Genomic DNA, 13,102 nt, shown 5'->3' on the forward strand with positions numbered 1-13,102 from the left:
CATGGGGAAAGGTCCAGTGTCCAAGGAAATCGTGTGGGACGAGGGACCTGTCCCACTGTCCCAAAAAGTTTCCGAATTGTTTAGACAACTATTCATGATACTGTTATAATATTCCTCATTAATTATTGTGAGGTAATGATCATGTATTTTAACAAGGAAGAGTTTCAAAGCAAACACCAAAATCATGGAAGGCTATTGGTGAGTTGTCCGGACCAACCGGGGATCGTGATGGCCATTTCTGCATTTTTATATTCATTTGATGCCAATATCATTGAGTCCAGTCAGTATTCTACTCATCATCAAGAAGGAACATTTTATCTTCGAATTGAATTTGAATGCCCATCCTTAACGGAGAAAAAGTCAGAGATGGAGTCTGCATTTTTAGAAGTTGCCGAAAAATTTTCAATGAAGTGGAAGCTAATTGACGTTCAAAATGTGAAAAGAACGGCGATCTTTGTTTCCAAGCAACTTCACTGTTTGCACGAACTTTTGTGGGAATGGCAAAGTGGCGACTTAATGACGGAGATTGCACTAGTCGTGAGCAATCATGAAGATGCAAGACCAGTTGTTGAAAATCTAGGCATTCCGTTTGTCTACATTCCAGCGAACAAAGATATCCGCAAACAGGTGGAGGAACAGCAATTACAGCTTTTAAAAGACTATGACATTGATTTGATCGTGCTTGCGCGTTACATGCAGGTGTTAACACCCGATTTTGTTGCGGCTTATCCAAATCAAATTATTAACATCCACCACTCATTTCTGCCAGCGTTTGTCGGGGCAAGACCGTATGAGCGTGCTTATACACGCGGGGTAAAACTAATCGGAGCAACCTCTCATTATGTAACGAACGATCTGGACGAGGGCCCAATTATTGAACAAGACATTGCACGTGTGGATCACCGTGACGATGTAGCGCGATTGAAGAAAATTGGTCAATCCGTCGAACGAAGCGTGCTTGCGCGTGGAGTGAAATGGCATCTTGAGGACCGAATTATCGTGGATCATAATAAGACAATTGTGTTTTAACTAGTAGGAGCGCCACTCGTGGTGCTCCTTTTTTTGAAGGGAAGGATAAATTTTTTATTTATCGAATACCTTTTATAGGAAGTAAAAGGGGGGATAGGGTGCGTGAACTCGTTCAGAAAGCATTTTTATCATTACTTGGTGTGTTTTTGTTTGTTGTTTTTATGAAAAGCGAACACTACCTAAATTTCCTTTTCATCCACTTCTTCATAGAATTTGTCATTTATATTCTCATCATAATGTTTATAGTATGGGTAGTTAAAAAGTTAAATAAGTGGATGTCCGCTTTGCGATATAAGCTTTCAATTGGAATAATGGCAAGCCTTTTTATTGTTTTTTTCTTTACATATGAATTATTTACCCCCTATTTTTACCCTGAAGATTATTTAAAAAAGGTTGGATTTGAAAAGGTTGAGGTACTTCGTCAACTTACGAATCCTGAACTTACTAATAAAGAGCGTGACCGCCTAGCGAAAGATGCAGTCGTGAAGGAAATGGCAGCTTCCTTTTCGATGATAGGACATTACCCCAACATTGAATTTAATGAGCAGGGTGAAGTTTTTGATTTTAGACGCCGATATAATCAATATGAGTTAATTTTTGAAAGTAAATATCCTGAATTAAAAAAATTTCAATATACTTTCGCAAAAGAAGGAATGGAATTTAAAATAATAGGGTTTGGAGAATACCACTAGGTTACTTGAAACCTGTAAAATCGGGGTTTCCAATTTATTTCTGTCGAAATTTGTAACTTGGCACTATGTAAAGATTGTAAAGATAGGTTATATTATATATAGACTATATTTTGCATGGAGGACGAACAGTGGCTTACCAATTGAATGAGTGTTTTAAAATGTTTAGTTTAAATTCAAATCCAGAACTAGCAGAGGAAATGGCATCGTTACTCGGTTGTGAGTTGGGGAAATGTTCAGTTTCACGTTTCAGTGATGGGGAAATTCATATTAATATAGATGAAAGTGTACGTGGAAGTGAAGTTTATTTGATTCAATCAACTTCACAACCCGCAAACGAGCATGTGATGGAATTATTGATCATGATTGATGCGCTTAAAAGAGCTTCTGCCAAAAACATCAATGTTGTGATTCCGTATTATGGGTATGCCCGACAGGATCGTAAGGCGCGCTCACGTGAACCAATTACGGCTAAGCTCATTGCGAATTTACTTGAAAAAGCGGGTGCGACCAGAGTCTTGACAATGGACCTTCACGCACCACAAATTCAAGGATTCTTTGATATTCCTGTGGATCAATTGCTAGGTGTGCCACTTCTGGCGCAATATTTTACTGATAAAGGGCTTGAGGATGTCGTCGTGGTTGCGCCTGACCAAGGTGGAGTTGTGCGTGCAAGAAAATTAGCAAGTCAACTAAATGTACCAATTGCCTTTATCGATAAACGTCGCCCGAAGCCAAATGTGGCACAAATCATGAACATCGTGGGGAATATCGAAGGGAAAAATGCGATCATTATCGACGACTTAATCGATACAGCCGGAACGATAACCATTGCTGCAAAAGCTTTAAAGGAAATGGGGGCAAAAGGAGTATACGCATGCTGCACGCACCCAGTCTTATCCGGTCCAGCAATTGAAAGAATCGAATCTTCGCCAATTCAGGAATTGGTCGTCACAAATACCATTCAATTACCAGAAGAAAAACAAATCGATAAAATCACAACCATTTCCGTGGCTCAATTGCTAGTTAATGCAATCGACCGCATACACAATGAAAGAGCTGTGAGTCCTTTATTTGAATAGAAAAATGAGCGGAGGCTGTTCCACTGAGTGGGGCGGCTTTTTTTTGGTGAATATCAAGTTAATGTCGATAGGATTTTAATTATCGTTGATAGAATGAAAATAATGCCGATAGAAATAGATTATCGTCGATAGAGATGAAATAACGTCGATAGAATCGAATTATCGCCGATAGCTAACCTTGTGCTCAAGCTCAAATAATAAAAATACCCTATTTTCAATGAAATATGGTTATAATGGGGATATTCAAACCGATGGAATGTTAATTGAAATAGAATACCAATTGAAAGGACTCAATCCCATGTCATTTTTAGAAACAATCAAACCACATTTACTCTCAGATGATATCTTAATCCAACAAACCGTCCTACATGCGCTTCATGAATACCCATTTGTTCCAGAGGAATGGACGGTCGAGTTGCTAAAAGAAGCATTCCGAAACGAAAAGAAGCAATCCGACATTTTAATGTACATAGAAAATCAAATAATCAATGAAGAGGCGCTAAACATTCTAATCGACAATATTCCAACAATGGACCGGGATAATCGTCACCAAGCACTAAACTTATTAAATAATATTGACACTTCACTTGCTTTTAAAAATAAAGAGCGGCTTGAAAAATATATTCCTAAACAAACCTGGGAGATCTTCGAAACAATTGAAAATGGATCAGAGGAAGACGTTTATTCAATGTACGGAGAAGTTTTGAATAAACTTGATAAATCATCGTCCAGAGGATATGACTTTTACCAATCGGCGAAAAAACTATCTGAGTATATTGTGAAAAAAGGGTGGGTCACAGAGAAAGAAATTGATATTGTGTTGTCCGAGGAAGCCAATAATGATTGGTTTTCCTCAAATGGAATCATGAATGTCTACATGGCCGGGTTACTAAATCTTGAAAAACATATCCCTCTTTTTGCAAGTTTGTTAATAAGAGATGATGACTTTTTATTGGAGGAGGTTTCGGCAGCCTTAGTTCGTTTTCGATCGGATCAAGTAGTAAAAGAGGTTGCTCCTTATGTAAGAGAGCCAGAATCAGTCATTTATGCCGCATCAATCTTAGGGAATATTAAAACGGATCTCGCACTTCAGGAGTTACGAAAAGCTTATCGTGAAACGGATGAATTGGATGAGCAGGAGCCCATCATTGAAGCGATTAGTTTTCATTTTTCAAAAGAGGCTCTCCCCGAGTTCAATGCCCATATGGAATACGAATATGAATATTCCCTAATCGAGATAGAGCAAGTTGCCTACAGCTTCTACACAATTGTAAGAGAAAAACACCCAGATTTACTGGAATGGAAGAAGGTAGCACTGGGAAGAGAGATGCAGTTCCAAAATGCAATAAAAGAACCAGTCCCGGTTAGAAATGAGAATAAAGTAGGCAGAAACGACCCTTGTCCTTGTGGCAGCGGAAAGAAATATAAGAAGTGTTGTGGAAAATAACGGTTGAACCCTGTTTTGGGGTTCACCGTTTTTTGTTTGCCTTCGACTTGACATGTTCTGATTCCTCTAGGAATAAAGTAGTAAAAAAGTAAGGAGGGGAATCCATAAATGGTCCGCCAACGACTCGGTGGTTATTTTGCAATAATTTCTGCGTTGATGCTTGTACTTGTGATGGTTATTTCACAAACGGTTGCAGTAGCGGGGAAGGATGTTTACGAGTCAACTGTGCTTTCGCTAGCAACTTATCCCGTTGTGAACTGGGTATTACTGCTGGCCGGCGCATTCGCTATGATTCTAGTATTCTGGACGGTTGAGGCGATTGATGCGCGACTTCGTTCAGGATATCCGGAAATGAGCTCAAATGTATCCGGATTCGCCTATCTTCATCTACTTTCCTGCACCTTTTACATGCTCCTACCAACTGCCGCCCTTCACGACCTCGTTAATAAAGATCAGAACATCCAAGAAACCATCACGACCATCCACCCATTGATTGAACTAGGACTCGTCATATCTGTATTTTCTAGCATCTGTCTGAGCATCTGGCTCATTCAAGTAGGAAATCTCATTTTAAAAACAGGTTTGTTTTCAAAGGCATTGGGCATATTTACTATCATCATAAGCTTAATCGTACTTTTCTCAGGCGCATATGAAGCGTTATATGGGAGGGGTTCGGTTATCGGGATCATCTCCAGTATCCTAACCTTTGTTGGAGCATTTGTTATATGGAAAATTTGGGTGGGGATCGAGTTGTTGAGGGGGAGAAAATGCTAACGCCGATAGAATCGGTTTATCGTCGATAGAATAGAAATAACACCGATAGAAATAGATTATCGCCGATAGAATCAAATTATCGATGATAGAGATCCAAAGAAGGGGGTACAGTTGTACCCCGTTTGAAGGTCAGTACCGGATTTGTCTGCACGACTTTTCCTAAGATACCTAGATTTGAATTATTTGCCAGATTGTCTTTAAAACGCTTGTTAGTCGAAGCGGGCAATCGATTGAAAACGCGAATAGAGGCTGTTGAATGATCACAACGAGAGAGGAAAAAAACGCAGTATACGAGAGTTTGTCTACCGTTTGCAAGGGGGTACAGTTGTACCCCTTTGTCCATTTGCTGGATAAATGATTCAATCTGCTTTGAATTATAGGTACATTCTTGAATTTCATCATATGTTTTTGAAGAAAATAAAAGAGATAGAGGACTGGGAACTAGGTTAGCAGCGCGGGTCACGCGGTCTCTTTCTTAAAGGCTGTTTTCGTAAATTTTGTTTTTTTTGGATATGATTGTGCGAAGGAAAATAGTAATTGTTTGCCTTCCTGTGATTTTGGCGGATGGTACGAGACTCCTGCGGGAATAGCGAGCCAAGCGAGACCCCGCAGTGAAGCGAGGAGGCTTGCGGATCGCCCGCGGAAAGCGAGTACCAGAAGCGAAATCACCCTATGTTTTAATAGCAACAATCTTTAAGAAATGAGCCTTCTTAAACATAGAAAAAAGTAGCTACATAGATAGCTACTTTTTGATTTTATTAGAATAGCGGTGGGACAGTGAACCTGTCCCTGTGTCCCTACGATGCCTTCTGACCTTCCAGCACCTGGACCGTTTTTTCTGACGGTTTTTTCATGAAGATGAGGTTCATCACGATGGCTGTTAGGCTGCCGATGACGATTCCGTTACTAGTTATGATTTGGACGCCTTTTGGCAGGTTTGCGAATAGGGTTGGGACGGTTGTGATGCCAAGTCCCATTCCGATTGAACATGCCATGATTAATAGATTTTCTTGTGATGAAAAGTCAACTTTGCTAAGCATTTTGATTCCCGCAGAAATAACCATTCCAAACATCGCAAGCATCGCTCCGCCGAGAACTGGTGTTGGAATAACAGTTGTGAACGCGCCAACTTTTGGAAGGAATCCAAGTATAATTAAAAATGCCCCAGCAGCGTAGATTACAGTGTTCTTTTTTACACCTGAAAGTTGGATTAGTCCAACGTTTTGTGAGTACGTTGTATATGGGAACGCGTTGAAAATTCCGCCTAAAATGGTCGCAATTCCTTCTGCGCGGTATCCCTTTGATATCTCTTTTTCTGATAGTTTTTTACCAGTGATATCACTCAGTGCGAAGTAAACGCCTGATGCTTCCACAAGCCCCACGATTAAAACTAATATCATCATGATAATCGCTGATGGCTCAAACGTTGGCATCCCGAAGTAGAATGGTTTCGGCATGTGCATCCAAGACGCATCTGCTACTGCTGAAAAATCAACCTTGCCTAAGAAATAAGCTACTGCTGTTCCAACGATTAAACCAAGTAAAATGGCAATTTGACGCATAAAACCTTTTGCAAAACGATACAACACTAAGATGAATAATAAAGTTCCGAATGAAAGGGCAAGGTTTTGAACTGAACCGAAATCTGCGCTTCCAACTCCGCCCGCCATGTCGTTCATTGCAACTGGAATGAGCGTAATCCCAATAATGGTAACAACTGAACCGGTCACGACTGGAGGGAAGTATTTTACGAGCTTACCAAAGATAGTAGAAACGAGAACAAGGAATACACCGCCAGCTAAAATCGAACCGTAAATCGCGGATATCCCATACTGTCCTCCGATTGCAATCATTGGTCCGACTGCTGTAAACGTACAACCGAGCATAACGGGTAGCCCGATACCGAAATATTTATTTTTCCACACCTGTAAAAGCGTTGCGATTCCACACATTAACAAGTCAATTGAAACAAGATACGTGAGCTGCTCACTTGATAAGCCGATGGCGCCACCGACGATGAGGGGCACAATCACGGCACCTGCGTACATCGCGAGTACGTGTTGAATTCCGAGAGAAGCTGTTTTAAATAGATTCCCTTTCATTAGCGACCAACCCCCACTTCTTCTAAAAATGTAACTTTTCCACCTTCGAGAGATTGGATTCTTGCGAGAGATTCAACCTTGAAACCATTGTCGCGAAGCAGTTTACCCCCGTTTTGGAAGGACTTTTCAATTACAATACCGATTCCAGCGGTTTTAGCGCCAGCTAACTCTACGATGCTAGCAAGACCAAGTGCAGCCTGCCCATTTGCCAAAAAGTCATCGATGATCAGCACATTGTCTGTTGGTTCGAGGAATTTCTGAGAAACGGAAATTTCATTGGTTTCTTTTTTCGTAAAAGAATAAACGGACGCAGTAAGTAGGTCGTTTACGAGTGTAAGAGATTTTCTTTTTCGCGCAAAAATCACCGGCACTCCAAGCTCGAGCGCTGCCATCATAGAAGGCGCAATCCCTGAGGATTCGAGCGTTAAAACCTTTGTGATACGGTCATTTTCGAATCGGCGCGCGAATTCTTTGCCGACTTCGACCATTAATTGTGGGTCTATTTGATGATTCAAAAAGGCGTCGACCTTTAGGACGTGGTCGGAGAGGACGGTACCTTCGTTAAGTATTTTTTGTTGTAAAAGTTCCATTTGAGTTTCCTCCTTATAAATGAAAAAGCCTGAACATCATTGCACTCCCCAATACGAGTGAGTCAATGACCTTCAGGCTTTTAACGAAGGAAAGTGGAATAAGCATAAATGCATTCCCATTGCTCACTCATAGTCAGCACATTTACGGTGCGCTGGTAGAAACTTACGGGCCTTATCCCCGTGATTATATGAGTGAATGCCGATATTCAAATGGTATGTTGGTATTATATGATGGGAGGCGGGATTTGTAAATGGTGGGAGTTGGAAAAAGGGGGGATGGGGTTATGGAGTTGCTCTGTGTCCCATTTCAAAATTTTTTTATTATTTTTGTAGGCTATTAAATTTAACCTGAGTAAATGGACGAGTTATAATCCCACAGAGACCTCTGTTTTTGATTCTATGAAACTTTTATTATTTCGATATATGAAATTACGAGAAAATGCAAACTACATATTCTACATTCTATAGAATATAGTATTGACAGATTCTATAGAATATAGAATAATGGGTGACAAATCGGAGTATTAAGAAAATTTAAAACTGAAAGGGTTTGACTAACATGATGGAAATCTTGATGAGTAAGGGTGCGAAACAAATTGTTGAGGTGTGTGCAAAGGTGCAGGAAAATGAGAGCGTTGTCATCGTTGCAGAGCCGAAGACAATGAATATTGCAAAGAGTGTAGCAGCGGCGGTTACGGCTGTTGGAGCAGAGCCTTCAATTATGACAATCATTCCGCGTAAAGCTGATAGTACAGAACCACCAAAGACTGTTGCTGCAGCAATGAAGGAAAGCGACGTATTTATCAGCGCAGTGTTTACATCGATCACTCATACGCAAGCGGTTGTTGATGCGTGTAAAAACGGCTCTAGAGGCATCATGCTCACACAATTTGATGAGAACATGCTAATTAATAGTGGTGTTCATGCGGATTTCCCGAGTGTTGCCCCATTATGTAAGGCAGTTGCGAACGTTCTTGAGGATGCGAAAGACATTCACTTAACGACGATTCACGGGACAGACCTTCGTTTAACGGCTGTTGGTCGAAAAAGTAACGCGATGACTTGTATGGTTGAACCAGGTCAATTTGCACCTGTACCAACAGTGGAAGCGAATGTATCTCCAATTGAGCACAAAGCAACTGGAACAATTGTAGCGGATGCAAGTATCCCATACCTTGGTATTGGTGTATTAAAAGAAAACGTGGTTTGTAAGGTTGAAGATGGCTTCATTACAGAAATTACGGGTGGACATGAAGCGAAGATTTTACGAGAAGACCTTGCGGCAAAAAATGACCCGAACGTGTATAACATTGCAGAAATCGGTGTGGGTCTAAACCCTAATTGTAAATTTAACGGCTTCATGCTTGAAGATGAGGGTGTCTTCGGATCTGTACATATTGGAATCGGATCCAGTATTACTCTAGGTGGAACCATAAAAGCGGCTTGCCACTATGATTTAATCCAAACAGGAGTCACTTTGGTAGTGGATGGTGTGACAATCATTAAGGATGGGGAAGTTGTTTTAGAATACGAAAAAGCACTGGCATAACTGGCGAAGCAAGGGGGAACAAATCTGAGCTCCCCTGGACTGCCAATCAAAATATATATAAACGGAGGGTCAATATGAAAAAAGTACTTTTATTTGCAGTAATCTGTTTTACACTCGTTTTAGCCGCTTGTTCTGGCTCAAATTCTACAAGCTCTAAGGATTCAAAGTCAAAAAATGAGTACCCAGCTGAAACATTGAATGTTGTGATTCCGTTTGGTCCTGGTGGTGGTACGGACCTTCATATTCGAAAAATCATTGAAATTATCCAGAAAAATGATTGGTATAACGGTGATATTAAAATTGAAAACCGTGAAGGTGGAAGCGGGGCAACTGGTTGGGGATTTGTAAACAGTAAAAAAGGTGACCCATATATTTTAACTGCTACAAGTGCCAGTCTTTTTACAACACCACTGGTTTCTGATCTTGGCTTTACGTATGAATCGTTCACACCAGTTGCGCTAATGGGAGCAGATGATTTATTCCTTTTAGTTAAAGAAGAGTCTGACATCAAGAACATTGATGACTTTATCGCAGCAGCGAAAGCGAAAAAACTTAAAATTGGTGGGGTTGGACAGGTAAGTGATGAAATGATTATTCCAAATATGTTTGCGGAAGCTGCGGGATTCGAGTTTGATTACGTTCCGTTTCAAGGTGCAGGCGAGCTAACGAGTGCCCTTTTATCAGATAGCTTGGATGCCATTGTAGGGAATCCAACTAGAGCACTTGGTCAAATTGAAGGTGGATTAATGAGACCACTTGCATTCTCAGGGGTTGAGCGCTTCCCAGCGTTAAAGGATGTACCGACTTTTACAGAGCTTGGCTATGAGGTGAACCTATCTCAGCCACGTGGAGTTTTGTTAGCGGGTGATGTTGACGAAAGTGTCCAACAATACTGGATTGATACCATCAAAAAAGTATATGAAACAGATGAGTGGAAGCAGTTTGTTGAAGAGACGGGTCTTTCCGATCGCTATCTTGAAGGCGCAGAGTTTAAAGCTCTGTTAGATGAAACAAGCGAAAAATACTCAACTTCAATCGAAAAGTACAATAAATAATCACGAAGGGAATGGAGGTCTTCATCCTAATCTCCATTCCCTTCCTTTCTCAAAATATAAAGAAGAAAGGAAAAGGAGCATGGGTAAAAACATTTTTTCCTTACTTATAGTCATTTTTGCAGGTGTTTATTTAATTTTATCGCTTCAATTTCCGTTTATGAAAGACAGCCGTCCCGGAGCCGGCTTCTTACCGATATTAATCTCTGTTGGATTATTAGTATTATCACTTATTGATTTAGTCAAATCCTACAAAGAAAACAAAGATTCTAAGTTAGATCGAACCTATTTAAAAGACTTTATTATGATTGCGTCTGCTATCGCGATTTATATTATCTTATTATCAGTTTTAGGTGCACTCATCGGAACAATTATCTTTACGTTTATCGTGTTAACGTTAATAAACAAACGCAAAAATTTACAAAATATCTTGATTTCTTTGATCGGATCAGCGGTCATATATGTGTTTTTTGAATATCTGCTAGGCACTAATCTACCGTTGGGTTTATTTGAAAGATTCATTTAATCGCACCTAAGGGAGGAAATAAACATGGAGTTTTTACAAAATGTCATGACAGGGATTGAAGTGGCATTCACCCCGACAAATCTATTGTTTGTGTTTTTGGGTGCATTAATTGGTATGATCGTTGGAATTATTCCCGGTTTTGGTGCATCCGCGGGAATCGCGATTTTATTACCGGTTACGTTTTCGCTGGAGCCAACAACAGCGATAATCATGCTTGCTGGTATTTATTACGGCTCCCAGTACGGAGGTGCTGTAACCTCGATTCTCATTAATACGCCAGGTGATTCAGCAGCTGTCGTCACAACCTTTGAAGGATATAAAATGACGTTACAGGGGCAAGCGGGTAAAGCGATGATTTATCAAGCAATCGCATCCTTTATAGGAGGAGCTATTGGGGTATTTTTAATCTACACATTCATCCCATTTTTTACGGGAGTCGCAATGAAATTCGGACCTCCAGAATATTTTATGCTGATGCTTATGGGTCTCTTAACGCTAGTTTGGATGACTGACGAAAGCCGTATGAAAGGAATGATTTCCGCGTTCATCGGACTGGCTGTAGCTACCGTTGGGGTTGACGTGATTTCAGGGATGCCGCGCTTCACTTTTAACTCGCCGTTTTTAATTAACGGAATCAATTTTATTCCAGTTGCAATAGGGTTATTTGGAGTTGGAGAGTTGCTTCACCGGATATATGAAGGTGGTCACAAAAGTGTAGAAGTGGACAGTAGCAATATCGATTTATCTATTAAGAATAAAAAGAACTGGCCAACTTGGCTGGAAGTGTGGGCGGATAAGTTTGCGTACATCAGAGGTTCGGTTATCGGATTTTTAACAGGAGTTTTACCAGGGGCTGGCGCAACAATCGCTTCCTTTTTCTCTTATTCCGTTGAGAAAAAGGTTTCTAAAACACCTGAAAAGTTCGGAACAGGACATAGTAAGGGACTTGTTGCACCAGAGGCGGCGAACAACGCAGCAACAGCTGGTGCAATGGTACCGCTGTTAACATTAGGTATTCCAGGATCTGCATCAACTGCCATTTTATTAGGTGCATTTTTAATGTATGGATTGCAGCCAGGACCATTACTTATGACTCAAAATCCAGAGTTTTCATGGGGAATTATAACGAGTATGCACCTTGGAAATATGATATTATTAATAATAAATATCATTTCTATTCCATTATTTCTATATATTGTAAAAATGCCATATAGATACTTGGTGCCAATCATTATTACTCTGTGCGCTATCGGAACATTCTGTTTAAATTCAAGTTTCATCGATGTATGGCTCCTATTGATTTTCGGACTGATAGGCTTTTTCATGAAGCTATACGGTTATTCACCGGCAGCACTTGTGTTAGCATTGGTGCTTGGACCACTGGCTGAGAATACATTAAGACAATCACTGCTTATGTCTGAATCAGGTCTAGGAATTTTCCTAAGCCGTCCAATTTCATTAGGGTTCCTTATATTAATTTTAGTTATTATCGTCTACCCGTATATTACGAAACTATTAAACCGTAATAAAAACATTTCAAAGCAAGCATAAATAATCTCGGAGGAATGATATGAAACTTCCAGGCCTCGAGTCTGTTGAAAGACAGCCACTGAATGTAATCGTATATGAAAAATTAAAAAGTTCCATTGTTAATGGAGATATTGAGCCGGGGACAAGAATCACCGAAGCGACCGTAAGTAAACAGTTAAATGTGAGCAGTACACCGGTTCGTGAAGCATTTCGAAAATTATCTGCAGAAGGGTTAATCACAATTGTTCCATGGAAAGGTGCAATTGTGCAAGAGTTCACCTCAAAGCAAATACAAGATGTGTATCAATGTAGAACAAGCTTAGAGGAGTTGGCAGTTGAGCTTGCGATTCCTAGAATGGATGAAGACGGAATTAAGCAATTAAAGGAATGTGTAAAAAAATCCATGACTTGTGAATCGCATACCGAATATGTCGAACTAAACACGAAATTGCATGATTTGATTTATGAGTACGCCGACAACCCAACTCTGATGAACTTATACAACCAGATTAAGGACGTTGTAATCAATAACCGAATTGTGACATCGTACAGTGAAGAACGAAAAAAACAAATCATTCAAGAACACGAAGCAATCATTAAGTACATCGAACTAAAAGATATCGATAACGCCAAACAAGCCGTTCGTGACCATATTATTAAAGGATACAATCATATAAAGACGAGGTTTGAAAAATGATTGGGTCAAGGGGACAGGTCCTGCGTCCCAAAGAA

General features: G+C 40.2%; 12 protein-coding genes and 1 riboswitch. Of the genes, 10 read left to right on the top strand and 2 right to left on the bottom strand.

Annotated elements, in window-relative coordinates:
- Positions 1 to 141: 141 nt before the first annotated feature.
- The 5 genes from purU (at position 142) to DZB84_RS09960 (ending at position 5,021) form a co-directional block, all read left to right on the top strand.
- Entirely contained in the window at positions 142 to 1,029 is an 888-nt protein-coding gene (gene purU, locus DZB84_RS09940; protein ID WP_116352099.1) for a formyltetrahydrofolate deformylase, read from the top strand.
- Positions 1,030 to 1,127: 98 nt separating this feature from the next.
- A complete protein-coding gene (locus DZB84_RS09945) occupies positions 1,128 to 1,721 on the top strand; it encodes a hypothetical protein (protein ID WP_116352100.1) in 594 nt (197 codons plus the stop codon).
- Between the two features lie 158 nt (positions 1,722 to 1,879).
- Entirely contained in the window at positions 1,880 to 2,800 is a 921-nt protein-coding gene (locus tag DZB84_RS09950; protein WP_116352207.1) for a ribose-phosphate diphosphokinase, read from the top strand.
- 298 nt (positions 2,801 to 3,098) lie between these two features.
- Positions 3,099 to 4,247, top strand: a complete 1,149-nt coding sequence (locus DZB84_RS09955) for an SEC-C metal-binding domain-containing protein (protein ID WP_116352208.1) — start codon at positions 3,099 to 3,101, stop codon at positions 4,245 to 4,247.
- Between the two features lie 108 nt (positions 4,248 to 4,355).
- A complete protein-coding gene (locus tag DZB84_RS09960) occupies positions 4,356 to 5,021 on the top strand; it encodes a hypothetical protein (RefSeq protein WP_116352101.1) in 666 nt (221 codons plus the stop codon).
- 797 nt (positions 5,022 to 5,818) lie between these two features.
- On the opposite strand, the gene DZB84_RS09965 is transcribed toward DZB84_RS09960, so the two are convergent.
- Both DZB84_RS09965 and DZB84_RS09970 read right to left on the bottom strand, forming a co-directional pair.
- Positions 5,819 to 7,123, bottom strand: a complete 1,305-nt coding sequence (locus DZB84_RS09965) for a nucleobase:cation symporter-2 family protein (RefSeq protein ID WP_116352102.1) — start codon at positions 7,121 to 7,123, stop codon at positions 5,819 to 5,821.
- The gene (locus DZB84_RS09970; RefSeq protein ID WP_116352103.1) at positions 7,123 to 7,713 is read right to left on the bottom strand and encodes a xanthine phosphoribosyltransferase; all 591 of its coding nucleotides are present in this window, start codon (positions 7,711 to 7,713) and stop codon (positions 7,123 to 7,125) included. Before DZB84_RS09970 ends, DZB84_RS09965 begins: the two co-directional genes overlap by 1 nt.
- A 110-nt stretch (positions 7,714 to 7,823) precedes the next feature.
- A riboswitch (purine riboswitch) is annotated at positions 7,824 to 7,925 on the bottom strand.
- Between the two features lie 347 nt (positions 7,926 to 8,272).
- Here DZB84_RS09970 and DZB84_RS09975 point away from each other — a divergent pair.
- The 5 genes from DZB84_RS09975 to DZB84_RS09995 all read left to right on the top strand — a co-directional run bounded on the left by DZB84_RS09975 (position 8,273) and on the right by DZB84_RS09995 (position 13,067).
- Entirely contained in the window at positions 8,273 to 9,262 is a 990-nt protein-coding gene (locus DZB84_RS09975) for an aminopeptidase (protein ID WP_116352104.1), read from the top strand.
- Between the two features lie 74 nt (positions 9,263 to 9,336).
- On the top strand, positions 9,337 to 10,317 hold the full coding sequence (locus tag DZB84_RS09980; protein WP_116352105.1) for a Bug family tripartite tricarboxylate transporter substrate binding protein: 981 nt from the start codon (positions 9,337 to 9,339) through the stop codon (positions 10,315 to 10,317).
- A gap of 79 nt (positions 10,318 to 10,396) precedes the next feature.
- On the top strand, positions 10,397 to 10,840 hold the full coding sequence (locus DZB84_RS09985) for a tripartite tricarboxylate transporter TctB family protein (RefSeq protein ID WP_189655209.1): 444 nt from the start codon (positions 10,397 to 10,399) through the stop codon (positions 10,838 to 10,840).
- Between the two features lie 24 nt (positions 10,841 to 10,864).
- Positions 10,865 to 12,391, top strand: coding sequence for a tripartite tricarboxylate transporter permease (locus tag DZB84_RS09990; RefSeq protein WP_116352107.1), 1,527 nt, complete (start codon positions 10,865 to 10,867; stop codon positions 12,389 to 12,391).
- A 19-nt stretch (positions 12,392 to 12,410) separates the two neighbouring features.
- A complete protein-coding gene (locus DZB84_RS09995) occupies positions 12,411 to 13,067 on the top strand; it encodes a GntR family transcriptional regulator (RefSeq protein ID WP_116352108.1) in 657 nt (218 codons plus the stop codon).
- Positions 13,068 to 13,102: the final 35 nt, after the last annotated feature.

Source organism: Bacillus sp. HNG, from assembly GCF_003400205.1.
In the GTDB taxonomy this organism is placed as follows: Bacteria; Bacillota; Bacilli; order Bacillales; family Bacillaceae_L; genus Ferdinandcohnia.